Raw genomic sequence first — 25,443 nt, 5'->3', positions numbered from 1 at the left:
AAGGCCGGTGCATGCACCGGCCTTTGTCATGTCAGCGTCCCCAAGTCCGTTCCAGAAGATTGATCCAGTTTTCACTGGCGATCTTTCTGACCAATGTATCGCCATAGCCATGTTCAGCCATTGCCTCCAGCAGGACGGGCAGGGCCGAAACCTCGGACAGGTCGCGCGGCATCAATGCGCCATCGAAATCTGATCCAAGCGCCACGCCATCTTCACCCAGGAAGCCCAGCAGGTGATCCAGATGCCGCATCATTGTGTCGAACTCTTCCAGCGGCAGACGTTTGCCATCCTCGCGCAGGAAGCTTGAGGCAAAGTTCAGCCCGACCAGTCCACGGCTTTCTGCGATCACCTGCAACTGCCGGTCCGTCAGGTTCCGGCTGCTGGCGCTGATCGCATGCGCGCAGCTATGGCTGGCGACCAGTGGCGCATCGGACAGTTTTGCGACATCGCTGAAGCCAGCTTCATTCAGATGCGACAAGTCGATCATTACGCCCAATTGGTTGCATTCGCGGACCAGTGCCTTGCCCAGATCGGTCAGCGGCCCGCCGGTATCGGGACTGCTTGGAAACGCAAAGGGCACTCCTTCGCCATAACGGGTTGGGCGCGACCAGACCGGGCCAAGCGATCGCAGCCCCGCAGCATACCACAGATGCAGCGCATCCATATCGCGGATCGCCTCGATCCCTTCCATATGCATGATTGCGGCGATCTGGTCGGCGGCAATGCTGTCGCGAATATCTGCGGCGCTTTTCACGATATTCAGCGTTCCCGTCCGTTCCAACGACAGCAGCGCGGATGCCTGTTCGAACGCATGGGGAAGCGCCTGATCATGTGGAATCTCAGCGGGCAGCGGCATATTGAAAGGCGGGTTCTGCATCATTTTGATGGCGTCGTCGTCATTGGGCCCGGCAGGTGAGGGCACCCAGATGGCAAAAAAGCCGCCAACAAATCCGCCCTGCTTTGCGCGGGGCAGGTCGATATGCCCGGTTCCGTCACCTTCCAGCCAAACCTTGGTGCCGTTCTGGCCCGCCGCTACAACGCGCTGGATAAAATCGTTATGACCGTCAAATACCGGGATCATTGCCTGCTCCTGTTCGCTAACTGCTGTGGAACATGCACCTTGTGGTGCGGCTGGGCAATGGGATCACGCATCACTTTGCAGACCGTGATTTTCGTCCTAGGCTAAGCACAGCGCATCGCCAGAAGGAGGCCAGCCATGCCCGACATCCGCCCCGATTTCGACGGCCAGACGGTTATCACCACGTTCGAGGTCACGCCCGGCAGCGCCCATGATGTTCTGGATCTGTTGACCGATGCTTGGGATCAGGTCATCCGGCGCCAGGCCGGTTTTGTTTCAGGCGCGATCCATCTGAATGATGCGCAGACCCGGATCGCGACCTATTCGCAATGGCGCGACCGCAAAGATTATCAGGCCATGTTGCGCAGCGATGAAATGCGTCGCAGAAACCGCGAAATCAACAGCATGTGCAAAAGTTTCGAGCCGGTCATGTATGAGGTCCAGTCGGTTTTTCGCGATTGATGCTGCATATGCAAAAAGGCCGTGCAATCGCCGACACGCCCCGCTAACGTCACAATAAGTTGACGCGCAGGAGGGGTGATGTCGGGCAGGATCATTACGATAGCCCAGCAAAAGGGCGGCTCGGGGAAAACGACTTTGGCCATCAATCTGGCCGTCAGTCTGCATCAGCGGGGCAAATCCGTTGCGCTGATCGACACGGACCCGCAGGGCAGCATGGGCCGCTGGTTTATTGAACGTATTCAGGCATATGGCGAAGACGAGGCGATGGATTTTTCAACCTCGTCTGCGTGGGGGGCCAGCTACGAATCCGAAAAGCTGAAGCGGCGGTTTGATTATGTCATCATCGACACGCCACCCAAGATCGACAGTGACCTTCGCCCCGCGCTGCGCGTGGCGGATCTGGTCGTCGTGCCGGTTGCGACCAGCCACGTTGATTTGTGGGCGACCGAAGGCGTTCTGGACCTGGCCAGACGTGAAAAGGCACCTGTTCTGGTGGTTTTGAATCGCGTTCGGCCAAATACAAGATTGTCCGTCGAAGTCGCTGAAAAAGCAGCCGAATTGGGGGCTGACGTCGCCACCACCCAAGTCGCCAACCGGGTCGCCTATGCGGAAACGCTGGGCCTTGGGCTGAGCGTGATCGAGCGTGCCAAAAGCGGGCTTGCCCGGGATGAGGTCGCGGCCCTGACGGATGAAGTTCTGTCGGCGATGGATTAAGCCGGTAACGGCAGGATTGCCAGGCCGTCGGGTGTCTGCACCCGGCGGACCCTGATCCCAAAGGCGCGGTGCAGCATCGCATCCGTCAGCACATCCTCTGGGACGCCATCGGCCAGCACGTGCTTTTCTGCCAGCAAAACCAATCGGGTGCAGTAACGAGCCGCCAATCCCAGATCGTGGACCGAGGCCAGCACGCCCCGGCCTTCACGCGCCAGATCGCGAAACAGGCCCATGCAGGCCAGTTGCTGTGCCGGGTCCAGCCCCGCTGCAGGTTCATCCGCCAGAAGCAGCGGCGTATCCTGCGCCAATGCGCGCGCTATCAGGGCGCGGTTCTGTTCGCCGCCTGACAGACGCAACGCTGTGCGCTTGCGAAAATTCTGCAATCCCAAGCGGTTGATCGCGATATCTATTGCTTCTGCATCATTCTGACTGCGCCCGCTGCCGGGCCAAGGAATACGGCCAAGCGCCACAAGATCCTCGACGCTGACCGGCCATGCGATCTCCCGGGCCTGGGGAAGATAGGCGGCGGTTCGGGCGCGTTCGGCGGCGCCCATTTGCGCCAGATTTGATTGGCCGGTAAAGGACAGCAGGCCAAGTGCGACCTCCATCAGCGTGGATTTTCCCGCGCCGTTCGGCCCGATCAGGCCGATGAACTCACCTTCTTTCAGGGACAGAGACACTTGATCCAGAATGACGCGATTGCGGCGCGTGACATGAATGTTTTTCAGCGACAATAACATCAGCCGTGCCCTCCGCTGCGGGTCTTCCAGATCAAGTGCAAGAACAGCGGCGCCCCGACAATGGCGGTCAACACACCCAACTTCAGATCGCGTTCGGGGATAACCAGGCGGACCGCGATATCGGCAGCCAGCAGCAGCACCGCCCCGCCAAGCGCCGAGGCCGTCAGCAATGCCGACGGCCGCGCGCCCACAAACGGACGCAGAATATGCGGCACCACCAGACCCACAAAGCCGATCGCCCCCGCAACCGCCGTCGCCGGTCCGATGATCAGGGCGACGCCCGCGATCAATCGCCAACGTAACGCGGCCGCCGATACGCCCATGGCGCTGGCTGCAGCTTCGCCCAGCGTCAGCGCGTTCAGGGCGCGCCCCGAAAACCAGATCAGCACCGCGCCCAGCAACATCAAAGGCAGCGCCAGCGCGACATGCTGCATGGACCGGTCTGCCAGGGACCCCATCAGCCAGAACACAATCTCATTCGCGGCATAGGGATTGGGTGACAGATTCAGCACCAGCGCCGTTCCCGCCCCGGCAAGGGCCGAAATCGCCACACCGGCAAGGATCAGTGTGACCGATCCACCCCGCGGGCCAGCCAGCAGCATCAGCAGGCCGACACCAATCGCAGCCCCCAGCAAAGCCGCAAAGGGCAGCGCCAGCGCGGCGGTTGCCGAAAGCCCGGTTTGAATCGCGATGACGGCGCCCAATGCCGCTGTGCCCGATACGCCGATCAGCCCCGGTTCGGCCAACGGGTTGCGCAGATAGCCCTGCATTGCGGCCCCGGTCAGGCCCAGCCCCGCACCGATCGCCAACCCCAGCAAGGCACGCGGCAGCCGGATTTCCCGCATCACGATGGGCACCGGCCCGTCGCCGCCAAGGATCAGCGCGTGCGCCCCTTGCCAGCCGCCAAAGCCCGCAGGACCGATCAGCAGCGAGGCCGAGAACAGCAGCAGCATCAACACCCCGAGGATGACGAAAAGCGGCTTCATTGCAGCGACCTGATCGCATGCAGGATGAATGGGGTGCCGCAAACCCAATTGGCGTCCGTGGCCTCGATGATGTTCGGCGTGATTTCGGCAAGAACGGGATGGTCCAGAATGGCCTCGCTGCGCGATTGACCCGGCCACTTCGCGCCGGTGATCAGCCGATCCGGGTCCGACATGACCAGCAATTCAAGGGGCAGCGCCCTTGTCTCCGTCACGCCGTAATCATTCGCGATATTGTCATAGCCCGCAGTCGTGACGATGATCCCCGCCAGCGTGTCGCGCCCCGACGTAAAGCCGTTCGCGTAATACAGCGCCGCGCGGCCGCGACCCGTCTTGCTGGTGACACGGGCCAACCCGGTATCGAAATCGGCCAGAATCTGTCGGGCCTTTTCCGGCTGGCCAAGCAAATCCCCGACCTGCGTGATCTGGTCCCGAATGGCGTCGATATCTTCGGCGGGCGACAGAACTTCGACCCGGATACCAAGCCGCCGCAGCATGGCGACGGTCGGCGCCGAGGCATATTCCCCTGCAATCACCAGATCAGGATTCATCAGGTAGATTTCCTCGGCGCGCCCCCGATTGATTGGATAGCCAGCCGCTTCTTGCGCCATGGGCGACATGCGCTTGTCCTGCGCTAGATCACTGACCGAGATCAGCTGGCCGGGCGCAGCCAGCATCATCGCCAACTGGTCCGTGCACAGGTTCATCGACACCACCCGCTGAGGAGCAGAGGGGGCAGGCGTGGCAAGGGCAGGGGCAAAGGCAGGGGCCGCGACAAGCATCGCCACCGCCAACGCCACTATCGCCTTAGAACGAGGCACGGACGCCCGCGTAGAACGCCCGGTCCGACGTGCCATAACCATTGACCAGTTGGTATTGCTCATCAAACAGGTTCTCGATTCGAAGATAGACTTCGCTGTTGTCGCGCAGCGGATGCGTGACCAGCAGGTCAACGACCGTGAAATCCCCAAGATCCTGCGGGCGGTCCCCGACATAGCGCATATTCAAGGCGGCCGTGGTTCCGGTCGCAAAGCTGCCCTCGATCCCAAGATTGACCGTCTGACCGGGAACCTCGGCCCATTCGGACGCCACCTCATTGTCGATATAGGTGTAGCTGCCGGTCAATGCATAACCCGCGCCAAAGGCATAGCGCCCGTCGAGTTCGACCCCCTTGCGGCGGGCGTCGCCATCGACTTGATTGTAACCGTCATCGGACCAATCCGGGGTGCCACGATCATCCCAGCCAATCAGGCTGGTCGCTTTCAACCAGAAAGTCGTCAGGCGTAGATAGCTGTCAGCCCCCCATTGCTTTTCGATGCCGATTTCGGCGCTGCGGCTTTCTTCTCGCATCAGCGTCTCGTCGCCGTAGGGGCCATAAAGCTCATACAGTGATGGCGCGCGGAAGCCATTGCCATAGGCTGCGCGCAACAGCAGATCGTCGCGCAGGCGGTATACCCCCGCGATCCGGCCCGAAGTAAAATCGCCAAATTCCGAATGATTGTCATGTCGCAACGACAGAGACAGATCGGCACGCTGTCCGACGGGCGTCGTCAGTTCGGCAAACACACCATTTGTGCGTGTGTCGCCATAACCATCGGCCGCCTCTTTTTCGCTATCCGCGCCAAAGATCAGCCGTGCGCCATTCGTGCCCAGATCTGTCGCACCCTGCCATGACAGCTTGGTTCGGGTGCCAGTGAAATCGGTCGGAAAATTATTCTGATAACTGGTTCGATCCATACGATAACGCGTCAGGGCAAGCGCATGATCAATCGCGCCTGTTTGAAATTCCGCAAATCCACGCAGGCCGAAACTTTCCCGATCCGTATAATCATCGCCGGTCGAACCGACGACATCGCCACTCCAGTCGTCGAAATGGCTGGTGCTATCCTCCCAGAAACCATTCACGCCGATCTTTGCGCCGCCCTGCAATTCATGCGCGGCATAGAAGGTCAGGCGCGTGGCTTCATAGCCATCGTCCTCGAAGTTGCCGTCATTCTCATCAAGGGCCGAGAAGCCATCCGTTTCGATCCGGGTTGCCGAAAAGGCCAGATCGGTCGCGTTCCGGCGCATGGTGACGCCATAGCGGGCCAGCCATGTATTGTAGCTGCCGGCCTCGGCTGTGACATTGTGATGAACGCCCTCTTCGGTGGGCCGCGGCGATTGCAGGGTCAGCACGCCCGAAACCGCGCGCGATCCATACAGCGCCGATTGCGCGCCGCGCAACAATTCGCCCTGCGCCACGTCCGCGCCGATCAGCCCGCCGATGTCATAAGCGGGTTGCCCGGCGGCCGCGTCCGATACCTCGATCCCGTCAATGACGACGGGCAGGTAATGGCTGGGCGCGCCGCGGACGGATATCGATCCCGTGGTTCCCAAGGGGCCGCTCTGGCGGATGGTCACACCGGGCAGCCTGGACAATGTGTCTGACAAAGGCTCACCCGCACGGCCGTTCAGCTCCTGCGGGGTGATGATTGAGACGGAACTGCCGCTTTTGTCCAGATCGGTCGCCTCGCGGTTTGCGGTCAGCGTAATCGGGGGCAGCGCATAGGGCGTATCATCCTGCGCAAGGGCTGGCAGGGCAGTTGTCAGCGTCAGGATGATGCTGGTGGTGAACAGGCGGGTCTTGCATGGCATTCGGCGTGGTCCTTCCAATAGCCCTGTCGGGCAATGTGGTGAATGTCCGGGGACGGACGATTGGCATCACCACGACGGAAGCTCCGCTTTGCACACACGCCCCGTATGCGCCCAGGGTGATTGCATCGGCAGGTCTCCTGACTAGGCGGGTCGCAGCTTGGCCGGGCCTTCCCATCTGCATCTGCAGACAGTGGCGTAATCCGGCTTCGCTCGCCGCTTACAGTTGCGGGGGCAGTCGCGGATTTGCACCGCGTTCCCTTTTCACCGGGCTTTCGACCCGGAACCGAGGCAGATTTGCGTTAACCGAATCCCGATCCGCAGGGCAAGAGGTTTCGCCGGCATGCAGAAATTATGTGACGGGGTGTTGTCAGGAGGTCAGGCTTTTGACCCATTCCGGCACGGTTTCCGATGCCGGGCCGATGATGCGCCGGTCAAAGTCACGGGCATTGGCGCTGGCATCAAGGTTCAGTTCGACGCATTCAACGCCGTGACGTGCGGCATGTTGGACAAAGCCCGCTGCGGGATAGACATTGCCGGACGTGCCGATTGCGGCGAACAAATCGCTTGTCCCCAAGGCGTCCCAGATGCGGTCCATGTCATAGGGGATTTCCCCGAACCAGACGATATCGGGGCGGGTCGCCCTGGCGCCGCAAAAGGGGCAGGGATCTTCGGGCGACATGACGGCAGGGGCATCCCATCTTTCGCCGCAGGATGCGCAAAGCGCACGGGCAAGCGATCCGTGCATATGGATGACTTCGGGGCTGCCTCCGCGTTCGTGCAGATCATCGACATTCTGCGTGACCAGCGTCAGGTCATGCGTCCTGGCCAGGTCGGCCAATGCGCGATGGGCGGGGTTTGGTTCCGCCGCCGCTGCCGCTGCGCGACGCGCGTTATAGAAGCGATGAACCAGCGCCGGATCGCGGGCAAAACCTTCTGGCATCGCCACATCCTCGATCCGATGCTGTTCCCATAAACCATCGCTGGCCCGGAACGTGGCGATACCACTTTCCGCAGAAATACCAGCGCCGGTCAGAACCGTGATCCGCACCCTGCGATCTCAGCGGCAATAAGCCTCGGCCCGCGAGGCAAAGGATTTATAGCGTGCCCAGAAGGCGTTGTCGGAATCGCTTTTCGACATCCGCACCTCTTGCGCCTCATGAGGTTCGCGGAAAAAGCGGGCGGCGCGGCGTTGATCCGAACGCGACAGGGTCTGGTTCGCGACTTGCTGGATGCAGCCGCATAGCGGTGCATTGCCGCGCGCACGATCGGAACGCACGCAGGCGCTGTCAATCGGGCCGGCCATCGCCAGCGGTGCAGTCAAGACGATGGCTGCTGCCGCAATAAAGATGCGGTTGAACATTTGGGCTGTCTCCTCGATTCCTGGTCTCTGCAAGGCAGCCGGTTTGCCCGGTCTGAATGCCTTTCATGGCAACAAGATATAGCAGAAATGTTACGCCCGCTCAATCTCTGGTGATTGAACCGTGTGGTGTGGCAAGTCCCGCTTTCCGGTCAATATCTTGTGGCAAGGCGGGGGTCAGTTTGCCGCCGCCGCGTCATAGCCAGCCGCGCGAATCGCAGCGATGGCCTCAGCGGCCGACACGCCCTGAATATCGGCCGTGCCTGCCGCCAGGTCGACGGTCGCTGTGCCCCCCGCCTGCTGGATTGCGTCTTCAACGCTGGCTTTGCAATGATTGCAGCTCATTCCGGTGATTGTCAGCTTCATGTGACGTCCTCCGCGTCTGACTGGGGTTGGAATCTGGGGTTGGAATTCCCCTGCATCTTGCCGCACAAGCGGATCGGAAACAATCTGACACGGGGTCGCACATGCAAGGACATCAGAAAGCAGCGGCGCTGATGGTGATCAGCATGGGCCTGTTCGCCTTCGAGGATGTGTTCATCAAGCTGCTGACGGCCAGCCTGCCCACGGGCGTCATCATGGCCTGCCTTGGCATCGCGGGCGGGTTGCTGTTCTGGGGGCTTATGGCTGCACGCGGGATCAGGCTGTGGAGCCGTGATCTGCTGCACCCGATGGTCGTCCTGCGCAATCTGGGTGAGGCGGGATGCGCCGTCTGCTACGCGTCGGCCCTTGCGATTGGCGATCTGTCGACAGCTTCGGCCATCATTCAGGCGCTGCCGCTGACCATGACCCTTGGGGCCGCGCTTCTGCTGGGCGAACAGGTCGGTTGGCGCCGTTGGGTATCGATCATCGTGGGCTTTGTCGGTGTTCTGCTGATCGTGCGTCCGGGCAGTCAGGCGTTCCAGCTGGCCTCGCTTCTGGCGCTTGGCGCGGTGGCGATGCTGACCGTGCGCGATCTGGCAACGCGCCGCGTGCCCGCGCATGTATCGTCGGACGCGCTGACGGCCAGCGCCTTTCTGGCGACAGGATTGGCCGGGATCGCACTGGCGGTCTTTCAGCACGCCACCGTGCGGCTGCCAGCCGGCGGAGAGGTCGCCTATCTCTTCGCGGCGCTGTGCTTTGGCCTTGGCGGGTATCTGTCCATGGTCATCGCCACCCGTATTGCACCTGTCGCTGCGATTGCGCCGTTTCGTTATGCCCGGATCGTCTTTGCCCTGATCCTTGGCGTGGTGATCTTTGGCGAACGCCCGGATGCGCTGACCCTGTTGGGGGCGGTGATCATCGTCGGATCGGGCATCTATACGATGTGGCGCGAAGCCCGCCGCAAGCGTCGTGATTCATGGGCACCGGCGGACCATGCGGGCAATGTGTCGGTCATGGTCGACCCGCCCCGGCGTGACCTGCCCGAAGAACGTCAGGACACAGGCGGCCCGGCGCGATAATCCCCCTTTCCGCGCCCAATTCGCCCCTGTATATGCGGCGCATGACCGACCTTGATCTCATCCGCAATTTTTCGATCGTGGCCCATATCGACCACGGCAAATCCACCTTGGCCGACCGGCTGATCCAGATGACGGGAACTGTCGCCGAACGCGACATGAAGGCCCAGTTGCTGGACAGCATGGATATCGAACGTGAACGCGGTATCACGATCAAGGCCAACACGGTCAGGATTTCCTATCCGGCCAAGGATGGCAAAACCTATATCCTGAACCTGATCGACACCCCCGGTCACGTGGATTTCGCCTATGAGGTCAGCCGCTCCATGCGCGCCGTCGAAGGCAGCCTGCTGGTCGTCGATGCCAGCCAGGGGGTCGAGGCGCAGACCCTGGCCAATGTCTATCAGGCCATTGATGCCGGCCATGAAATCGTGCCGGTTCTGAACAAGATCGACCTGCCAGCGGCCGAGCCAGAGCGGGTCAAGGAAAACATCGAGGACGTGATCGGGATCGATGCCTCGGATGCCGTCCCGATCAGCGCCAAGACCGGGTTGGGCATTCCTGATGTTCTGGAAGCGATCGTCACCCGTCTGCCCGCACCCAAGGGCGATCGGAATGCGCCCTTGAAGGCCATGCTGGTCGATTCATGGTATGACGCCTATCTGGGCGTGGTCGTGATGATCCGCGTCATGGATGGCGTCATCAAGAAGGGCGATCAGGTCAAGATGATGCAGACCGGCGCCAGCTATCGCCTTGACAAGCTGGCGGTCCTGACCCCTGCGATGCGCGATATCGACGAATTGGGACCGGGTGAGATCGGCGTTTTCACCGCGTCGATCAAGCAAGTCCGTGACACCCGCGTCGGCGATACCATCACGCATGAACGCAAACCGACCGACAAACCGCTGCCGGGCTTCAAACCCGCGCAACCCGTGGTTTTCTGCGGCCTGTTCCCGGTCGATGCCAATGATTTCGAGGCGTTGCGCGATGCGATTGAGAAACTGGCCCTGAACGACGCCAGTTTCAGCTATGAAATGGAAACCTCAGCCGCCCTCGGCTTCGGTTTCCGCTGCGGCTTCTTGGGCCTTCTGCATCTCGAGGTCGTCCGCGACCGTCTGGAACGCGAATACGATCTGGACCTGATCACCACCGCCCCAAGCGTGGTCTTCAAGCTGCATATGAAGGATGGCGAGGTCCGCGACCTGCACAACCCCGCCGACATGCCCGACCTGACCTATGTCGATCACATCGAAGAGCCGCGCATCAAGGCCACCATCATGGTGCCCGACGAATATCTGGGCGACGTGCTGAAACTGTGCCAGGACCGCCGCGGCATCCAGCTGGACCTGACCTATGCCGGGCAGCGCGCCATGGTGGTCTATGACTTGCCGCTGGCCGAGGTGGTCTTTGATTTCTATGACCGCCTGAAATCCGTGACCAAGGGCTATGCGTCGTTCGACTATCAACTGTCGGAATATCGGGAAGATTTTCTGGTCAAGATGTCGATCCTTGTGAACGACGAACCTGTGGATGCCCTGTCGATCATGGTCCACCGCGACCGCGCCGAGGCGCGTGGCCGCGTCATGGTCGAAAAGCTGAAAGAGCTGATCCCGCGCCACATGTTCAAGATCCCGATTCAGGCAGCCATCGGTTCCCGCGTCATCGCCCGCGAAACGCTGTCGGCCATGCGCAAGGACGTGACCGCGAAATGCTATGGCGGCGACGCCACGCGCAAGAAGAAGCTGCTGGAAAAGCAGAAGGCCGGAAAAAAGAAGATGCGCCAGTTCGGCAAGGTCGAGATCCCGCAGACCGCGTTTATTCAGGCGTTGAAGATGGATGGGTGATGAAAGCGGCAAATACAGCAGACCTTGCTGATATTTTTATAGCTTCTGAATAAGTCTTTGCTGCGAAACTCAACGCCATCCGAGCGACTGTTCGGCAGGCCGGACGTCAGCCCGGCATCTCTGCCCGCCGTCACCACCGGCAATTCTGTTGGAATGAGAATGGTCGGAGTGGCCGGGCGGGCCCGATCTACGGGCCGTTTCGTCATCTCACCGCGACAAGACCGCCAGCATCGCGCATAAACCCGATCCGGTCGGTCAGCGGTGTTGTTCCTTGCGTCGCCAGAGCGAAGCTGAAGAAGATCGAAACGCCGGACAGGCGAGGGCGGACATATCGCGACATGACGCGACTCTGCCCGGAAAGGTCAAGACAGCGTCGCAAACAAGCTGTGTACGCTGTGTGTACAGCTTGTGTACGCCCAGTGGACTTGCGGTGCCCCCTGCTAATCGTCCCAGAACGGCACGACGATGTGGCAATAACTGCCCACCGCCATCCCGACCGAAATTGACCCGTCCTGTGGTCCCGCGCCGAAATGCGACAGGCCCGCACCTTCGGCTTTGCGCATCGGGTCAAGGGTAAAGATAATCCCGCCACCGGCCTCGCGTGGCTTGGGCGAGGCGCGCCAAAGGCGCGTTTTAGTGGGGTTTCCCATGGCGCGCTGCGCGAAATCGCCGGCGGCGCACCAATAATCCGTATCGCTGCGGCGAGGGTGAAACAGCACCTCAATCTCGGTCGGGCTGATCTGAACCGCAGTCATGCCATTTTGCGCTGTAAAGGCCGCCGCTGGCAGCGGAAACATCAGCATCGCAAGAACGATCAGTCGCATGGCTCCCCCCTTGTGAAAATTCAGGTTCGTGCCTGTTTGGGCATTTGGCAAGCCTGTCCGGTGATCGCCGCCCCGCCAGACGATCCGGGCGCGACCCTATTTTCGCCGTTTGCGATCCGTCGGTAACCACGGAAACCAGATGCGTGTCCAGAATTCGATGACTGCATCGTTCCAAGCCTCGATCATGGCGCCTTGCTGACGCTGTATTTCGGCAGACATCAAAGCGCGCGAAGTCGAGGTCATTTGGTTTGCTGTCGACAGCCACGCGCTGAGCCAAGGGTTCTTCATGCTTAAATCTCCTGGCAGAGAAAAGATATCATATCTCTGTAACGACTATACTAAACCAAACGTATCGGCAAACGCAGATCGGCCGGATAAGTATTTGTCAGACGATCCACGGGCTGGACCGGACGGAACACCGACCAAATCGCCTGCAGCATGGCCCTGAAAACGTAGGGTAATTTGCCCTTTCGGCGCATTGCGGCTGGTCCTACACTATCCGGACTGCCGTTCTTGCGCTTGCCCTGACAATCGTTATTGCCGTTTTGCAAGCAAACGCCCGTTCGTATGAATGATTTCAACCCTGTAGGGAGGGGATAATGAATAACCCTGTCGTCGAGCCCGCCTATGGCACTGGCCCGTTGCTGTTGATCGCAGCGGCTGCTGTTGCAGTGCTGTTGGTTCTGATTCTGCGGTTCAAGCTGCATGCCTTTGTCGCGCTGGTGCTGGTCAGTCTGCTGACCGCCCTTGCGACGAAAATCCCATTTGCGGATGTCGTTCCAACCATGCTCAGCGGCTTTGGCAGCACGTTGGCTTCGGTCGCGATTCTTGTCGGTTTCGGCGCCATGATCGGCCGCCTGCTAGAGGTGACGGGCGGCGCGCAGGTGTTGGCTGATCGGCTGATCCAGATATTCGGTGAAAGCCGCGCACCCTTGGCGCTTGGCGTGGCCTCGCTTTTGTTCGGTTTTCCGATCTTCTTTGACGCGGGACTGGTCGTCATGCTGCCGATCATCTTTTCGGTCGCAAGGCGCTTTGGCGGCTCGGTGTTGACCTATGCCTTGCCTGCGGCAGGGGCGTTTGCGGTCATGCATGCCTTTGTGCCACCCCATCCCGGGCCGGTCGCGGCTGGCGATCTGTTGGGGGCCGATATGGGGCTTCTGCTGATCGTCGGTCTGATCATTGGCCTGCCGACCTGGTATTTCGGAGGCTATCTTTACGGTCTTTACGCGGGTAAGAAATTCGATCTGCCGGTCCCGGCGGTCATGGGGGATGTGAAACAGGTCGCACCGCAGGATCTGCCGAAATTCGGCACTGTTCTGTCGGTATTGATGCTGCCCTTGGCTTTGATCTTTCTGAATACGGGCTTGGGAACATTGGCGACGATGGGCCTTGTGGACGGCGATGCCTTGTGGGTCAATATCTTGCGGATGCTGGGTCAAACCGCTGTCGCGCTGTTGATCACGGTGCTTTACGCGATGTGGAAGCTGGGTGTCGGCCGCACCGCATCCGAGATCGAAAAGATCATGAATGATTCACTTGGGCCGGTCTGTGCGATCATTCTGGTCACTGGTGCAGGCGGCATGTTTGGTGGCGTTCTGCGCGCCAGCGGTATCGGTCAGGCGCTGGCCGGCTCGCTGGAACAAATCGGCCTGCCGCTGATCGTTGCGGCCTTCCTGGTGGCGACGGCGCTGCGTGTGGCACAGGGATCGGCAACGGTGGCGCTGACGACGACGGCCGGTCTGATCGCGCCAACAGTCGCAGCAACGACCGGACTTAGTGGGCTGGATCTGTGTTTTCTTGTGATCGCGATTGCCTGTGGCTCGACCGTGCTGAGCCATGTGAACGATTCTGGCTTCTGGCTGGTTGGCCGCTTTCTGGGAATGGATGAAAAAACCACGCTGAAGACCTGGACCGTGCTTGAAACGCTTCTGGGCGTGATCGGATTTTCGTTCGCCTGGATCGGCTGGATGCTGTTTTAAGCTGGCCGAAAATGGAAAAACAAAGGCGGCCCCGAAGGCCGCCTTTTCATTTCGCCAAGTCCCGCTTTGCGCAGGATTACATTTGTGATTGAGCCTGTGCGCTTTCCTGCTGCACGACCTGTCCTGCGGTCGAAAGATCCCGCCCCGCCCCTTGGACAGTCTCGCAGGCGGACAATGCCATCACAGCCAGAACCGCACCGATGCCCAGAATTTTCGTTTTCATCATTCAACTCCTTTGCAAATCCCTGCGATTACAACGCGATCACTTGCTGTGGGTTCCCTGTCAAAATGCGACACCCGACCAAAGACAAATATTGGCGTAGGGGGTAAATTCGCCGGTTCTGATAATTGCGCGGGCATCGGCGCTGATGCGCTTGAACTCCTCATGCGTGACCGTTTCGACTGTCCCGATATCGCGTTTGCGGAAATGTTCAGACAGATCTTCCGACGCTTCAACGGCAATGGCCGACCGTTCGACCACCAGTTCAGACAGCAATGCATCCAGCACTTGAAACATTTCCGGTACGCCGCCGGTGACAGCCAAATCGATACAGACAACCCCCGATGGCACGGGTAATCCGGCATCTCCCACTACAATCAGATCGCCATGTCCCATCGAAGCGACAAGGCCCGACAATTCCGCGTTCAGAAGTTTCCCACGTTTCATCCAGATTTCCTTAATTTTCAGGCAAAGTTTCTGCCAGATAGCGCATCATGTTGCCGCCCATGACCTTTGTGATCTGCACCTCGGACAACCCAGCATCCATCAGGGCCTGTGTCAGCGCGGACAGATGTGCTGCATCGAAGGGCGCGTCAACCGACCCATCATAGTCTGACCCCAATGACACGTGATCTTCCCCCACCAGATCAATCGCGGCGATGATACTGCCCGCGATATCCGCAGGGGTGTTGCCACAGACAACATCAGCCCAGTAGCCGATACCGATGACCCCGCCCTTGGCTGCGATAGCTGCGACAAGATCATCATCCAGATTGCGATGGCTGCCACAGTGACCGTGAATGCCGGTATGTGACAGAACGGGGCGCGCGCCCTCAATCGCCAACACATCCCGCACCATCTGCGGCGAGGAATGCGCCACATCAATCACCATTCCTTTGGCGATCATGCCTTTGACGACGTCGTGGCCAAAGGCGCTAAGCCCCGATCCGCTGCCCCCTTCGCCATGCAAACTGCCGCCTAACTCATTGTCGAAGAAATGGGTCAGGCCCATCAACCGAAACCCGGCATCATAAAGCGCATCCAGATTTGCCAGATCGCCTTCCAAAGGATGCCCGCCTTCCGATCCAAGGATCGCACCAAGAACCTGTTTCCCATCTGCGCGTGCGTCCAGAACGGTGCGCAGGTCCGCACGCGTTCGGATGATCTTCAACCGCTCCGGTTCGGCTCTCTCGGCACGGGTCAAAGCTTCCGCCTGAACTAGGGCCCGCTCTCTCAGCGAAAACCACGACCGGATCGGACGTAACTGCCCGATGAAAAGCGGGGTGATGTTGTCGGGGGCTTCGGTACTGTTCTGATCGTAATTCTGGCCGCGCGGACTTTTGGTGACGGTCGTAAACACCTGCACCGCGACATTGCCCTCCAACAGACGGGGCACATCCGTATGGCCACGCTGGACTTGCTTCAGGATATCGCGGTCCCATAAAAGAGCGTCGCTGTGCCAATCGCCGATCACCAGCCGGTCATGCAACGCCTGTGCTTCGGCACTGACAGGCCAGCCGCCATCAGGCATGCGCAACGGGTTCAAACCACGCTCGACATAGGCCGGTGCCAAGGAAAAGAACGCTATTGCCCCCACCACGACCAAGGCCAATAGCGTCACCAGAATTCGCTTGAACATCCGTCTCTCCCTTGCTGCAAACATATCGTGTCACGAAGCCTGCGCCATGTCTCCTGTGCAGAAATATCCGCGGGGGAGAGCGCGCCTCGGCGCGCTCGGGGGCGGCAGCCCCTAACCTGGCAGGTGCATCCGCATGACATGCTGCGGCCCCATCCGACCATGCGGCCAGATGCCGCCGGTATCCACGAATCCAGCCTTGCGATAGGCTGTAATCGCCGCAGGATTAACCATATTCACGGTCAGGTAGACGGCTGAAAAATCCGGATAACTGCCCGATAGATAGCTGCGCAGGGCGGCCATGGCGGCTGTGCCGGTGCCGCGCCCCTGTTCGCTGGCGTCGATCATGACGCCTCGCAAACCCAAATCAGTGGCGCCCGCAAAATCATATCTCTCATGATAGGCGCGGTCGATCTTGAAGAATCCTACAGCAACACCGCCACGCTGAATCTGGTGAAAATCGCAGGCAGGTTCATTCTCGGCAAAATGACCGGCAATCGTTCCGCAAAACGGCTCTTGCTCAGGGTGGACGGCGATATGGGCGACTGGCGAAGGATCATCCTTCGCCAGCGGATAAAGGGTGATCACTGCTCCAGCGCCTCAAGCTCATCAATGAAGCCCTCTATCATCGACAGACCCTTGTCCCAGAAGGCTGGATCGCTGGCATCAAGCCCGAACGGTGCCAGCAATTCCTTGTGGTGCTTGGACCCGCCAGCGGCCAGAAGGTCAAAATATTTCTGCTGGAAATCGGGCAGACCGTCCTCATAGGCTGCGTAAAGCGCATTCACCAAACCATCGCCAAACGCGTAGGCATAGACGTAGAACGGCGAATGCACAAAATGCGGGATATAGGTCCAGAAGGTTTCATAGCCCGGCATGAACTCGAATACCGGGCCAAGGCTTTCGGCCTGAACCGACATCCACAATGCATTGATATCGTCCGGCGTCAGTTCACCTTCGGCGCGTGCGGCATGCAGCTTGACCTCGAAATCATAGAACGCGATCTGGCGCACGACGGTGTTGATCATATCCTCGACCTTGCCAGCCAGCAGCGCCTTTTTCTGCGCCGGTTCGGTGGTCTTGGCCAGCAATGCGCGGAAGGTCAGCATTTCGCCAAAGACAGACGCCGTTTCCGCCAGCGTCAGCGGGGTCGAGGACAGCAACTCGCCCTGACCAGCGGCCAGACGTTGGTGAACGCCATGGCCCAATTCATGCGCCAGCGTCATGACGTCGCGCGGTTTGCCCAGATAGTTCAGCATGACGTAGGGGTGGACAGTGGTGACGGTCGGATGCGCAAAGGCGCCCGGTGCCTTGCCCGGCTTCACGCCCGCATCAATCCAGCCCTTGTCAAAGAACGGCTTGGCCAGTTCCGCAAGCCTGGGCGAGAAATCACCGTAAGCATCCAGAACGGTCGAGCGTGCCTCGGCCCAGTTGATCGTCTTCGGCGTGTCGGTCGGCAAGGGGGCATTGCGGTCCCAGACCTGCAATTTCTCCAGCCCCAGCCATTTCGCTTTCAGCGCGTAATAGCGATGCGACAGGCGCGGATAGGCGGCGGTGACGGCGTCGCGCAACGCCTCGACCACTTCGGGTTCGACATGGTTCGACAGGTGGCGGCCGTATTGCGGCGTCGGCATCTTGCGCCACTTGTCCTCAATGGCCTTTTCCTTGGCCAGCGTATTGTGGATGCGGGCGAACAGCTTGATATTGTCGCCGAACACTTTGGCCAGCGCATGGGCAGCCGCTTCGCGTTTGGCGCGGTCGTGTTCGGTCAGCAGGTTCAGCGTGGACTCGATGCCCATCATTTCGCCGTCAACGTCGAATTCCAGTGCGGCTGTGGTTTCGTCGAACAGGCGGTTCCACGCAGCAGCCCCGACAACCGAATTGTCATGCAGGAATTGTTCCAGCTCGTCCGACAACTGGTGCGGGCGCATGGCGCGCATGCGGTCGAACACGGGCTTGTAGCGGGCAGGACCATCGGCGGCAGTAAAGACCGCCTCATAGGTGTCATCGGGGATGCGGTTGAACTCCAGGCTGAAAAAGACCAGCGGCGTTGTGATGTCGGTGATCCGCCCTTGCAGGTCGCCCAATGTCTTGGCGCGCTCGGCGTCGGTGGTGTTCTGGTAATAGCGCAGTCCAGCATAGGACATGATCCGGCCGCCGATAATGTCGATTTGCTGATACGCCTCAATCGCGGCCAGCATTTCAGCGGGCGTCAGATCGGCCAACTTACCCTGATAGCGGGCAGCGAAATCATTGGCCTGCGTTTCCAGACTGGCGATATCGGCCCTCAGCTGGGGCGAATCCGGTGCGGGATACAGGTCGGTCAGATCCCATTCGGGCAATGCGCCCAGCAAGGCGCCTTTCGTTGCTTCAGCCGCGTCGAAAGTCATTTGTCCTGCCATGATCGGTCCTTTCATCTTTGCACTAGATTTGGACCGTGGCAGCCGTATCCGCAAGGCTTGGCAGAGGAATTACCCCCCTGGATCACAGCTCGGCAAAGGCAGACGCGTAGTGGATTTCGCATTGCACCGGCAGATCGCCCATGATTTGCAGATATGGCCCTGCATAGGGTGATTTCAGATCGGCATGTTTGAAACCAAAGCGGGCGTAATAGGCCGGATCTCCCAGCACGACGATGGGCGTTTCCCCCGTTCTGGCCATCGCCTCATCAATCAGCGCGCCACCAATGCCCAGCCGTTGCGCCTTTGGGTGAACAGCCAGCGGGGCCAACGCATAGGCGGGCTGTTCTGCGGTCAGGGGGGACAGCGCGATGTGGCCGATGATATAGCCTTCCGCCTCGACCACCAAAGAGATCGGCAGATCACCCTGATCGCGCAGCGCCCGCACCAGCCGCGCTTCATCGCGACCTTCAAAAGCAACCTGCAGCAGGTCGTCGATCGCCCCGACATCAGCGGGCGTTTCCGGGCGGATCATCAGATCAACCTCGTGTCGCGTATAATCGCGGGTCAGATCTTTGCTGTTCTGTCCCCAAGTCGAGGCCGCAGTCCGGTCCTGATGCGCCTCGAAGGCGGCACGATTGATGAACAGCTCTGACAGGTTCCAGATCAGGGGATCGCTGTCCTGTGCAATGTCAAAACGCAGGCAGCCCGGCTCGGCCCGGCTAAGTCGCACATGGTCGGGCAGCAAATCCATCGCCAGCAGCATCTGTGCCGTATCCGCGCAGATCAGCCGTCCTGACAACGCGAGCAACGGCGTGGCCAGTGTGACGGGCTTGCCGACGGCGCAGACCGGGCGGGCAGGGTGGTGATGTCCGCAAGCACAGCTCATCTGCGATCCTTATTTTATCCGTTCGATCAACGCCTGCGCTGCGGCAGGATTGCGGATCTTCTGGCCCGAAATCACATAAAGATAAAGATCGCGATCTTTCGCGATTTCCTTGGCCTGATCGGCCCAGCGATCCAGATCGGCATCGGAATACCCCTGCGGTTGATCGGTTGTGCCCATGATCCGCAGATAGGCGAAATCTGCGGTATTCGCGTCGATTTCAGGGAATTTGCTGTCACCCGAACGGATCAGCGCGACGCCATGTTGACGGCACAGCGCGATGGCATCATCGGCGGCGAAACTGTCATGGCGCGCCTCGACCGCGTGGCGAAGGGTCAAGCCATCCAGCGTGGCGGGCAGCAGTTTCAGAAAACCGGCGAAATCGTCAGGGTCGAATTTCTTCGTCTCGGCCAGTTGCCAGTTGATCGGTCCCAGTTTTGATCCAAGCCGGGAAATGCCCGAGTTCAGAAACCGCCCAACGCTTTCGCCGGCCTCGGCCATGATCTTGCGATTGGTGGCAAAGCGCGAAGCCTTGACGGCAAAGACGAAGTCATCCGGCGTTTCGTCATGCCATTTCTGAAAGCTTTCGGGCTTCTGGCTGCCGTAATAGGTCGCGTTGATTTCGATGCTGGTCAGGGCGCGGCTGGCAAATTCCAGTTCACGCCGCTGCGGCAGATCGTCGGGATAGAACACGCCATTGCGCCATTCGGGGAAATTCCAGCCGCCAATGCCGATGCGGATATTCTTCATCTGCCAAACCTCTGCCAGGACGATTGATCGGTCGGCGACAGGCTAGGTGAGACTTGCCGAGAAGGCCATAGGCGCTGATGTTCACCGCCGCAAAGCTGGTGATCGGCAAGAATCTTGGAACGTAGCACCGCCCGGCCACGCCATCGCCCGAGCAGTGATCGACAATTCGGGCCAGTTCTGCCTCCAGCGATTGCAGCTTGGCGATCCGGTCACGAACATCCGCCAATTGTCCCGAGGCGATCTGATTTGCCTGCTGGCACGGTCAGTGTCGGGCTGCTGCAATCATATTGCTGGCGGTGATCGGAGCATCGGTGGCCGTGCGAACGAATACCGCCTTGATCAAAGGGAGCAGCCTGTTGCCGATGGGTCTGTGGGTGTTCGGCTGGATCATCTGGCGCATGTTCTTTGTTGCTGCCCCTGAAGCGCAGATCATGGGGTTGGTCCTGTCATCCGCGTTTCAGATCATGCGGCAGGCGATGAACGAGCGGCGCGTTCAAAGCGCCCACGCGCACTAAAAGAAAAGGCGGGGTCTGCCCCCGCCCTTTCTGCTATTCCCATTCAATCGTGCCCGGCGGCTTCGACGTGATGTCATAGGTGCAACGATTGATGCCCTTGACTTCATTGATGATCCGGGTCGCGGTCTCGCCCAGGAACTCATGGGTGAAGGGATAGTAATCCGCCGTCATCCCATCAACCGACGTCACCGCCCGCAATGCGCAGGCATAATCATAGGTGCGTCCGTCGCCCATCACGCCTACTGTCTTGACCGGCAGAATGGCCACGAATGCCTGCCAGATGTCATCGTAAAGATCATGCTTGCGGATCTGGTCGATAAAGACGGCATCGGCGCGGCGCAGGATGTCCAGCTTTTCGCGGGTGATCTCACCGGGGCAGCGGATGGCGAGGCCGGGACCCGGGAAGGGATGGCGGCCGATGAATTTCTCGGGCAGGCCCAGTTCGCGGCCCAATGCGCGAACCTCGTCCTTGAACAATTCGCGCAGCGGCTCGACCAGTTTCAAGCCCATCTTTTCGGGCAGGCCGCCGACATTGTGGTGAGACTTGATCGTGACCGACGGCCCGCCGCTAAAACTGACGCTTTCAATCACGTCCGGATACAGCGTGCCCTGGGCCAGAAACTCGGCGCCGTCGATCTGGTTGGCGTATTTCTGGAATACGTCGATGAACAGCTTGCCAATGGTCTTGCGCTTGACCTCCGGGTCGGAAACGCCTTCCAATGCGCCGATGAACAGGTCGGCTTCATCCGCATGGATCAGCGGGATGTTGTAATTGTCGCGGAACATGCTGACGACTTCTTCGGCCTCGTTCAGGCGCAGAAGGCCGTGATCGACGAAAACGCAGGTCAGTTGATCGCCAATGGCTTCGTGGATCAGCACCGCTGCAACACTGCTGTCGACGCCGCCCGACAGACCGCAGATGACTTTCTTGTCGCCAACTTGTTCGCGGATCTTGCGGATCGCTTCGTCCTTATAGGCGGCCATGGTCCAGTCGCCGGTAAAGCCCGCCATCTTGACGAAGTTTTCCAGCATCAGTTTGCCATTCGGGGTGTGATGCACCTCGGGGTGGAACTGGACGGCGTAGAAGCCGCGGGTCTCGTCGGCGGTGATCGCGAAGGGCGCGTTGGGCGACGTGCCGATCACCTCGAACCCCGGGGCCAATTCGGTCACGCGGTCGCCATGGCTCATCCAGACCTGTTCACGATCCGTCAGTCCGGCGAAAATGCCGTCCTTCTTGTGACCCGGTGCCGGTGTCACATAGGCGCGGCCATATTCAGCGTGGTGGCCTGCTTCGACATTGCCGCCAAGCTGGGCCATCATCGTCTGCTGCCCATAGCAAATGCCAAAGACCGGCACACCCAGGGTCCACAGGTTTTCCGGCGCGCGAGGCGATCCTTCGCGCGTCACGCTGTCTGGGCCGCCCGAGAGGATGACGGCCTTTGGGGCGAATTCATTCAGGAACGCCTGAGTGACGTTCTGATAGGGATGAATTTCGCAATAGATGTTCAGCTCACGCAGGCGGCGCGCAATCAGCTGTGTCACCTGAGAGCCGAAGTCGATGATAAGAAGGCGCTGATGCTGGGTCATAAATGCGCTTTAAGCGTGGAACCCGATTGACGCAAGAGGGGGGGACCGCGTGGCCGTCTGACAGGAACTCCGTGACTTCGGGAGACGTTGCCGTTACCCCTGCGAAACAAGCCAGAAAGGGTATTTGTCTATGTCACTACGTCTTGCAACCATTGCCATGATCGCTGTTGCCGCATTCGCGGGGTGTAATCGGAGTGGTTCGGCCGAGGATGATATGTTTGCCGATGCCGAGGCTGACGGAGTTTCGGCTGGCATGTGCGGTGGTGACGCCTCGCTGCAGCAGGCGATGATTGACGCGGCCAATCAGGAACGCGGCTCGCAGCAGAAATCCATTCTTGAGGCTGATGAAAAGCTGAACCTGATCGCTCAGGCCCATGCCTGCGACATCGTCGGGCAGGGACAGCCCAGCGTCACAGGTTCAGACGGCACGAATATCGTTGATCGCGCACGGTCGGCGGGGTTTCCAACCTGTGGTGTGGCGCAATTGGTTGCCGTTGGCGGCAGCGCCGAAGCCGTTGCGCGTCGGTGGGCGGTGTCGATGCCGCATCGCGCCGAATTGTTGGGGCAGGTCTCGGACAAGATCGGGGCAGGGGCGGCACGCGGCCCTGATGGTCGCATCTGGTGGAGCCTTGTCCTGGGCGATGATTGCCGTTGATACGAGCGATAACGCAAACCAAAAAGGCGCGCTGACAGGCAGCGCGTCTTTTCGTTTGATCTGCCGAATGACTTATTTTTCCGGCACCAGCCCGCGTGGCGCGAAGCGCAGCACCAACAGCAGCACCAGCCCCATCACGATGAACCGCATATGCGGGGCACTGTCCAGCAGGTGCGTTTTGAACCCGCCATCGGGCAAAGGTGTCACAAGGAAGCCGATCAGTGTTGGGCCCCATACCTCGACCTTGATCCACAGGAACCAGATCAGGACGGCCCCCAGAACAGCCCCCCAATTGTTGCCAGAGCCGCCCACAATCACCATCACCCAGATCAGGAAGGTATAGCGCAGCGGGTTATAGCCCGTTGGCGCCATCAGCCCATCCTGTGTAATCATCATGGCGCCCGCAATCCCGATCACGGCAGAGCCGAGAACGAAGACTTGCAGGTGACGACCGGTGACATCCTTGCCCATCGCCTCGGCTGCGGTTTCATTGTCGCGGATGGCGCGCATCATCCGGCCCCATGGCGATTTCAGCGCCAGTTCCGCCAGAAGGATGATGGTCAGCAGAACGACAAGGAACAGCAGCATATAACACAGCTTGACCCAGATGCCCGACGCCTCGGCTGCACCAAAGCCCCACCGGGCCGCGAATGCGACAAATTCGGGATTGCTTTGCAAGTCGATTTCATAGGGCACCGGTCGCGGGATCGAGGTGATGTTCTTCACCCCACGGGCCAGCCAGTCCTCGTTCTTCAGGACTGCGACAATGATTTCGCCGATGCCCAGCGTGGCGATGGCAAGATAGTCCGACCGCAGGCCAAGTGCCACCTTGCCGATGGCCCATGCGGCGATTGCCGCAAACAGGCCACCCGCCAGCCATGACAGCAGGACAGGCAGGCCAAGGCCACCGATATTGCCGTTGCGCGACGGGTTGTTCGCTTCGATTGCAATGACGGCCGGATCAAACAGCCAGCGATAGACGAAAAATCCGATCACCAGCACGGCGGCGACGATCCATCCGCTGCGGGTTTTCATCCAGGTGATCTTTGCCAGGGCCAGCGTGCCAAGGCCGATCAGAAGCGACAACAGCAGACGCGGGCCACCAGCGGACCACGCACCCTCGACGGCGGGGAGAGATACCAACACGGGCGCAAGCCCGCCGAGGGCAATAAAGCCCACGACACCTACGTTGAACAGCCCGGCATAGCCCCATTGCATGTTCACGCCCAAAGCCGTGATGGCCGAGATCAGCCCCATGTTCAGGATTGCAAGCGAGGTATTCCAACTGCCCGAAAACATCGAATTGCGGACAGTGCCTTCCAGAATGAACAGCACCGCAAGGATCGCGAAAAAGATCGGCGCACGCCAGGGGCTTGTCGCTGCGGCTTGACGATTGGTAGCCATGTTATGTCCCCCTTACACCGACTTGCCGCGGAACAGCCCGGTGGGCTTGAACAGCAGAACGATAATCAGGATCACGAAGCTGACGGCGAACTTATATTCCGTGCCCAACAGTTGCAGCAGCCCGTCAGGTTGCCAGTCGGGAAACAGATAGCCGGCCACTTTGGCCCAGGGATAGGTGATCGCAACCTCGGAAAAGGCAACGACGAACCCGCCCGCGATAGCCCCCAAAGGATTGCCCAGACCGCCCACGATGGCGGCGGCAAAGATGGGCAGCAGGATCTGGAAGTAGTTGAAGGCCTTGAAGGACTTGTCCAAACCGTAAAGCACGCCCGCAATGGTCGCCAAGCCAGCGGCGATGATCCAGGTCATGCGAACGACCTTTTCTGGATCGATCCCCGACAGCAACGCCAGATCTTCGTTGTCGGAATAGGCGCGCATCGCCTTGCCCGACTTGGTGCGGTTCAGGAACCAGAACAGCGCCCAGACCACCAATACCGCGACCACCAGTGTCAGAACTTGTGTCGTGCGCAGGGCCAGACCTTCCTGCAACCCAGTCCATTCGCGGAAGTCACGCACATTGATGATGAAACGTGCGCCGTCATCGAAACGGATCTCATCCACGCCGATCAACAGGCGGGTCAGACCGTTCATCAGGAACATGACGCCCACCGACGCCATCACCAATATGATCGGCGCGGCTTTTTGCACGCGATAGAAGCGATACACCACGCGGTCCGTGCCCAACACGACCAGCGCCGTTGCCGCGATCCCGACAGGCAGGGCCAGCAGGGCCGTGGGCAACGGGCTAAGCGAGATGCCAAGCGCCTGCAGCCCCCAGGTCACCATGATGGTGATGGCCGTGCCAAAGGCCATGGTGTCGCCATGCGCAAAGTTTGAAAACCGCAGGATGCCATAGATCAGCGTCACGCCAAGCGCACCAAGCGCAAGCTGCGCACCATAGGTCGCTGCTGGGATGAAAACGAAGTTCAGAAAGGCCACGAGGGCATTGAGGATATCCATCAGCGGTCCTCCTTGCACTGGCCAAGATAGGTCATTGCCATAAGTGGTTCCGCAATATGGTTGGTGTAACGGGCGGTGCCGTCCGCAGCGATTGTCAGCAGGCGCGCGCCTGCCGTGCTGTCCATGTTGAACATGCGCCGATTGCCATCGACAATCTTGCCCTGCATTTCGTAGGTTTCCGATACGTCAGAGAACACCGCCGACATGATGGTCAGGTGTGAATCGACCGGCCGCGCCGCCGTCATCTGCACCGTCGCGGAATAGCTGCTGTCGGCGCAATCACTGTCGGTGCATTCCGTTTCAAAATTGCACGTCAT

29 protein-coding genes and 1 riboswitch are annotated in these 25,443 nt (G+C 59.9%); of the genes, 7 read left to right on the top strand and 22 right to left on the bottom strand.

Translation table 11 applies throughout. The features are described 5' to 3' along the window. Positions 1–31: 31 nt before the first annotated feature. Positions 32–1,081: a dipeptidase gene (locus H4P12_RS10155; protein WP_187793575.1), complete on the bottom strand. Its 1,050-nt coding sequence runs from the start codon at positions 1,079–1,081 to the stop codon at positions 32–34. A gap of 135 nt (positions 1,082–1,216) precedes the next feature. On the opposite strand from H4P12_RS10155, the gene H4P12_RS10150 reads away from it, so the two are divergent. Both H4P12_RS10150 and parA read left to right on the top strand, forming a co-directional pair. Beyond that, positions 1,217–1,540 (top strand): antibiotic biosynthesis monooxygenase family protein, encoded by a 324-nt coding sequence (locus H4P12_RS10150; RefSeq protein WP_187793574.1) that lies wholly within the window; start codon positions 1,217–1,219, stop codon positions 1,538–1,540. A gap of 78 nt (positions 1,541–1,618) precedes the next feature. After that, the gene (gene parA, locus H4P12_RS10145) at positions 1,619–2,254 is read left to right on the top strand and encodes a ParA family partition ATPase (protein WP_187793573.1); all 636 of its coding nucleotides are present in this window, start codon (positions 1,619–1,621) and stop codon (positions 2,252–2,254) included. Here parA and H4P12_RS10140 read toward each other — a convergent pair. From H4P12_RS10140 to H4P12_RS10110, 7 genes are all read right to left on the bottom strand, one after another. Continuing rightward, entirely contained in the window at positions 2,251–2,997 is a 747-nt protein-coding gene (locus tag H4P12_RS10140; protein ID WP_187793979.1) for an ABC transporter ATP-binding protein, read from the bottom strand. The genes parA and H4P12_RS10140 overlap by 4 nt on opposite strands. Beyond that, positions 2,994–3,980 (bottom strand): FecCD family ABC transporter permease, encoded by a 987-nt coding sequence (locus tag H4P12_RS10135; protein ID WP_187793572.1) that lies wholly within the window; start codon positions 3,978–3,980, stop codon positions 2,994–2,996. The genes H4P12_RS10140 and H4P12_RS10135 overlap by 4 nt, the downstream gene beginning before the upstream one ends. Beyond that, the gene (locus H4P12_RS10130) at positions 3,977–4,798 is read right to left on the bottom strand and encodes an ABC transporter substrate-binding protein (RefSeq protein ID WP_343069802.1); all 822 of its coding nucleotides are present in this window, start codon (positions 4,796–4,798) and stop codon (positions 3,977–3,979) included. The genes H4P12_RS10135 and H4P12_RS10130 overlap by 4 nt, the downstream gene beginning before the upstream one ends. Continuing rightward, the gene (locus H4P12_RS10125; RefSeq protein ID WP_187793571.1) at positions 4,785–6,611 is read right to left on the bottom strand and encodes a TonB-dependent receptor plug domain-containing protein; all 1,827 of its coding nucleotides are present in this window, start codon (positions 6,609–6,611) and stop codon (positions 4,785–4,787) included. The genes H4P12_RS10130 and H4P12_RS10125 overlap by 14 nt, the downstream gene beginning before the upstream one ends. A 110-nt stretch (positions 6,612–6,721) precedes the next feature. Then, a riboswitch (cobalamin riboswitch) is annotated at positions 6,722–6,914 on the bottom strand. 64 nt (positions 6,915–6,978) lie between these two features. Next, the gene (locus H4P12_RS10120; protein WP_187793570.1) at positions 6,979–7,659 is read right to left on the bottom strand and encodes a Sir2 family NAD-dependent protein deacetylase; all 681 of its coding nucleotides are present in this window, start codon (positions 7,657–7,659) and stop codon (positions 6,979–6,981) included. A gap of 9 nt (positions 7,660–7,668) precedes the next feature. Next, positions 7,669–7,971, bottom strand: coding sequence for a hypothetical protein (locus tag H4P12_RS10115; RefSeq protein ID WP_187793569.1), 303 nt, complete (start codon positions 7,969–7,971; stop codon positions 7,669–7,671). A gap of 174 nt (positions 7,972–8,145) precedes the next feature. Continuing rightward, the gene (locus H4P12_RS10110) at positions 8,146–8,334 is read right to left on the bottom strand and encodes a heavy-metal-associated domain-containing protein (protein WP_187793568.1); all 189 of its coding nucleotides are present in this window, start codon (positions 8,332–8,334) and stop codon (positions 8,146–8,148) included. 101 nt (positions 8,335–8,435) lie between these two features. On the opposite strand from H4P12_RS10110, the gene H4P12_RS10105 reads away from it, so the two are divergent. Then, a complete protein-coding gene (locus H4P12_RS10105) occupies positions 8,436–9,410 on the top strand; it encodes a DMT family transporter (protein ID WP_187793567.1) in 975 nt (324 codons plus the stop codon). A 41-nt stretch (positions 9,411–9,451) separates the two neighbouring features. Then, positions 9,452–11,251 (top strand): translation elongation factor 4, encoded by a 1,800-nt coding sequence (gene lepA / locus H4P12_RS10100; protein ID WP_187793566.1) that lies wholly within the window; start codon positions 9,452–9,454, stop codon positions 11,249–11,251. 202 nt (positions 11,252–11,453) lie between these two features. Here the strand turns inward: lepA and H4P12_RS10095 are convergent, their stop codons facing one another. From H4P12_RS10095 to H4P12_RS19030, 3 genes are all read right to left on the bottom strand, one after another. Continuing rightward, positions 11,454–11,591 (bottom strand): hypothetical protein, encoded by a 138-nt coding sequence (locus tag H4P12_RS10095; RefSeq protein ID WP_187793565.1) that lies wholly within the window; start codon positions 11,589–11,591, stop codon positions 11,454–11,456. 100 nt (positions 11,592–11,691) lie between these two features. Further along, on the bottom strand, positions 11,692–12,075 hold the full coding sequence (locus tag H4P12_RS10090) for a hypothetical protein (RefSeq protein ID WP_187793564.1): 384 nt from the start codon (positions 12,073–12,075) through the stop codon (positions 11,692–11,694). Between the two features lie 96 nt (positions 12,076–12,171). Continuing rightward, complete coding sequence (locus H4P12_RS19030; protein WP_281390437.1) at positions 12,172–12,294, bottom strand: hypothetical protein; 123 nt, start codon at positions 12,292–12,294, stop codon at positions 12,172–12,174. 380 nt (positions 12,295–12,674) lie between these two features. Here H4P12_RS19030 and H4P12_RS10085 point away from each other — a divergent pair, with 380 nt between their 5' ends. Next, on the top strand, positions 12,675–14,054 hold the full coding sequence (locus H4P12_RS10085; protein WP_187793563.1) for a GntP family permease: 1,380 nt from the start codon (positions 12,675–12,677) through the stop codon (positions 14,052–14,054). Between the two features lie 76 nt (positions 14,055–14,130). Here H4P12_RS10085 and H4P12_RS10080 read toward each other — a convergent pair whose 3' ends face one another. The 7 genes from H4P12_RS10080 to H4P12_RS10050 form a co-directional block, all read right to left on the bottom strand. Beyond that, positions 14,131–14,277 (bottom strand): entericidin A/B family lipoprotein, encoded by a 147-nt coding sequence (locus tag H4P12_RS10080; RefSeq protein ID WP_187793562.1) that lies wholly within the window; start codon positions 14,275–14,277, stop codon positions 14,131–14,133. A 60-nt stretch (positions 14,278–14,337) separates the two neighbouring features. Continuing rightward, positions 14,338–14,721: a D-ribose pyranase gene (gene rbsD, locus H4P12_RS10075; RefSeq protein WP_187793561.1), complete on the bottom strand. Its 384-nt coding sequence runs from the start codon at positions 14,719–14,721 to the stop codon at positions 14,338–14,340. Positions 14,722–14,731: 10 nt separating this feature from the next. Continuing rightward, a complete protein-coding gene (locus H4P12_RS10070) occupies positions 14,732–15,913 on the bottom strand; it encodes a dipeptidase (protein ID WP_187793560.1) in 1,182 nt (393 codons plus the stop codon). Between the two features lie 111 nt (positions 15,914–16,024). Then, entirely contained in the window at positions 16,025–16,498 is a 474-nt protein-coding gene (locus tag H4P12_RS10065) for a GNAT family N-acetyltransferase (protein WP_187793559.1), read from the bottom strand. Beyond that, on the bottom strand, positions 16,495–18,312 hold the full coding sequence (locus H4P12_RS10060; RefSeq protein ID WP_187793558.1) for a M3 family oligoendopeptidase: 1,818 nt from the start codon (positions 18,310–18,312) through the stop codon (positions 16,495–16,497). Before H4P12_RS10060 ends, H4P12_RS10065 begins: the two co-directional genes overlap by 4 nt. A gap of 82 nt (positions 18,313–18,394) precedes the next feature. After that, a complete protein-coding gene (locus H4P12_RS10055; RefSeq protein WP_187793557.1) occupies positions 18,395–19,198 on the bottom strand; it encodes a GNAT family N-acetyltransferase in 804 nt (267 codons plus the stop codon). Positions 19,199–19,207: 9 nt separating this feature from the next. Continuing rightward, on the bottom strand, positions 19,208–19,945 hold the full coding sequence (locus tag H4P12_RS10050; RefSeq protein WP_187793556.1) for a DUF72 domain-containing protein: 738 nt from the start codon (positions 19,943–19,945) through the stop codon (positions 19,208–19,210). Between the two features lie 296 nt (positions 19,946–20,241). Between H4P12_RS10050 and H4P12_RS10045 the strand changes: the two genes are divergently transcribed. After that, positions 20,242–20,460 (top strand): hypothetical protein, encoded by a 219-nt coding sequence (locus H4P12_RS10045; RefSeq protein WP_187793555.1) that lies wholly within the window; start codon positions 20,242–20,244, stop codon positions 20,458–20,460. A gap of 33 nt (positions 20,461–20,493) precedes the next feature. Here the strand turns inward: H4P12_RS10045 and guaA are convergent, their stop codons facing one another. Continuing rightward, complete coding sequence (gene guaA, locus H4P12_RS10040) at positions 20,494–22,047, bottom strand: glutamine-hydrolyzing GMP synthase (protein WP_187793554.1); 1,554 nt, start codon at positions 22,045–22,047, stop codon at positions 20,494–20,496. 130 nt (positions 22,048–22,177) lie between these two features. Between guaA and H4P12_RS10035 the strand changes: the two genes are divergently transcribed. Then, complete coding sequence (locus H4P12_RS10035; protein WP_187793553.1) at positions 22,178–22,702, top strand: CAP domain-containing protein; 525 nt, start codon at positions 22,178–22,180, stop codon at positions 22,700–22,702. 72 nt (positions 22,703–22,774) lie between these two features. Here H4P12_RS10035 and H4P12_RS10030 read toward each other — a convergent pair whose 3' ends face one another. Genes H4P12_RS10030 through H4P12_RS10020 form a run of 3 tightly spaced genes read right to left on the bottom strand, consistent with a single transcriptional unit; the run spans position 22,775 to position 25,443 of the window. After that, the gene (locus H4P12_RS10030; RefSeq protein ID WP_187793552.1) at positions 22,775–24,106 is read right to left on the bottom strand and encodes a branched-chain amino acid ABC transporter permease; all 1,332 of its coding nucleotides are present in this window, start codon (positions 24,104–24,106) and stop codon (positions 22,775–22,777) included. A gap of 12 nt (positions 24,107–24,118) precedes the next feature. Continuing rightward, a complete protein-coding gene (locus H4P12_RS10025; RefSeq protein WP_187793551.1) occupies positions 24,119–25,126 on the bottom strand; it encodes a branched-chain amino acid ABC transporter permease in 1,008 nt (335 codons plus the stop codon). Then, positions 25,126–25,443, bottom strand: a complete 318-nt coding sequence (locus H4P12_RS10020; protein ID WP_187793550.1) for a hypothetical protein — start codon at positions 25,441–25,443, stop codon at positions 25,126–25,128. The genes H4P12_RS10025 and H4P12_RS10020 overlap by 1 nt, the downstream gene beginning before the upstream one ends.

The sequence above is a fragment of the Paracoccus amoyensis genome (genome assembly GCF_014490725.1).
In the GTDB taxonomy this organism is placed as follows: domain Bacteria; phylum Pseudomonadota; class Alphaproteobacteria; order Rhodobacterales; family Rhodobacteraceae; genus Paracoccus; species Paracoccus amoyensis.
The sequence above is the reverse complement of the archived record's forward strand: the minus strand, read 5'-3'. Positions and strand labels throughout refer to the sequence as shown.

Excerpts from the sequence above, each read along its gene's own strand:
- H4P12_RS10080 (WP_187793562.1), bottom strand. The coding sequence starts at position 14,277 with ATGAAAACGAAAATTCTGGGCATCGGTGCGGTTCTGGCTGTGATGGCA.
- H4P12_RS10090 (WP_187793564.1), bottom strand. The coding sequence starts at position 12,075 with ATGCGACTGATCGTTCTTGCGATGCTGATGTTTCCGCTGCCAGCGGCG.
- H4P12_RS10020 (WP_187793550.1), bottom strand. The coding sequence starts at position 25,443 with ATGACGTGCAATTTTGAAACGGAATGCACCGACAGTGATTGCGCCGAC.
- H4P12_RS10095 (WP_187793565.1), bottom strand. The coding sequence starts at position 11,591 with ATGTCGCGATATGTCCGCCCTCGCCTGTCCGGCGTTTCGATCTTCTTC.
- H4P12_RS10060 (WP_187793558.1), bottom strand. The coding sequence starts at position 18,312 with ATGGCAGGACAAATGACTTTCGACGCGGCTGAAGCAACGAAAGGCGCC.
- H4P12_RS10125 (WP_187793571.1), bottom strand. The coding sequence starts at position 6,611 with ATGCCATGCAAGACCCGCCTGTTCACCACCAGCATCATCCTGACGCTG.
- H4P12_RS10115 (WP_187793569.1), bottom strand. The coding sequence starts at position 7,971 with ATGTTCAACCGCATCTTTATTGCGGCAGCAGCCATCGTCTTGACTGCA.
- H4P12_RS10055 (WP_187793557.1), bottom strand. The coding sequence starts at position 19,198 with ATGAGCTGTGCTTGCGGACATCACCACCCTGCCCGCCCGGTCTGCGCC.
- H4P12_RS10070 (WP_187793560.1), bottom strand. The coding sequence starts at position 15,913 with ATGTTCAAGCGAATTCTGGTGACGCTATTGGCCTTGGTCGTGGTGGGG.
- H4P12_RS10135 (WP_187793572.1), bottom strand. The coding sequence starts at position 3,980 with ATGAAGCCGCTTTTCGTCATCCTCGGGGTGTTGATGCTGCTGCTGTTC.
- H4P12_RS10155 (WP_187793575.1), bottom strand. The coding sequence starts at position 1,081 with ATGATCCCGGTATTTGACGGTCATAACGATTTTATCCAGCGCGTTGTA.
- H4P12_RS10035 (WP_187793553.1), top strand. The coding sequence starts at position 22,178 with ATGTCACTACGTCTTGCAACCATTGCCATGATCGCTGTTGCCGCATTC.
- H4P12_RS10025 (WP_187793551.1), bottom strand. The coding sequence starts at position 25,126 with ATGGATATCCTCAATGCCCTCGTGGCCTTTCTGAACTTCGTTTTCATC.
- rbsD (WP_187793561.1), bottom strand. The coding sequence starts at position 14,721 with ATGAAACGTGGGAAACTTCTGAACGCGGAATTGTCGGGCCTTGTCGCT.
- H4P12_RS10050 (WP_187793556.1), bottom strand. The coding sequence starts at position 19,945 with ATGAAGAATATCCGCATCGGCATTGGCGGCTGGAATTTCCCCGAATGG.
- parA (WP_187793573.1), top strand. The coding sequence starts at position 1,619 with ATGTCGGGCAGGATCATTACGATAGCCCAGCAAAAGGGCGGCTCGGGG.
- H4P12_RS10085 (WP_187793563.1), top strand. The coding sequence starts at position 12,675 with ATGAATAACCCTGTCGTCGAGCCCGCCTATGGCACTGGCCCGTTGCTG.
- H4P12_RS10105 (WP_187793567.1), top strand. The coding sequence starts at position 8,436 with ATGCAAGGACATCAGAAAGCAGCGGCGCTGATGGTGATCAGCATGGGC.
- lepA (WP_187793566.1), top strand. The coding sequence starts at position 9,452 with ATGACCGACCTTGATCTCATCCGCAATTTTTCGATCGTGGCCCATATC.
- H4P12_RS10030 (WP_187793552.1), bottom strand. The coding sequence starts at position 24,106 with ATGGCTACCAATCGTCAAGCCGCAGCGACAAGCCCCTGGCGTGCGCCG.
- H4P12_RS10110 (WP_187793568.1), bottom strand. The coding sequence starts at position 8,334 with ATGAAGCTGACAATCACCGGAATGAGCTGCAATCATTGCAAAGCCAGC.
- guaA (WP_187793554.1), bottom strand. The coding sequence starts at position 22,047 with ATGACCCAGCATCAGCGCCTTCTTATCATCGACTTCGGCTCTCAGGTG.
- H4P12_RS10150 (WP_187793574.1), top strand. The coding sequence starts at position 1,217 with ATGCCCGACATCCGCCCCGATTTCGACGGCCAGACGGTTATCACCACG.
- H4P12_RS19030 (WP_281390437.1), bottom strand. The coding sequence starts at position 12,294 with ATGTCTGCCGAAATACAGCGTCAGCAAGGCGCCATGATCGAGGCTTGG.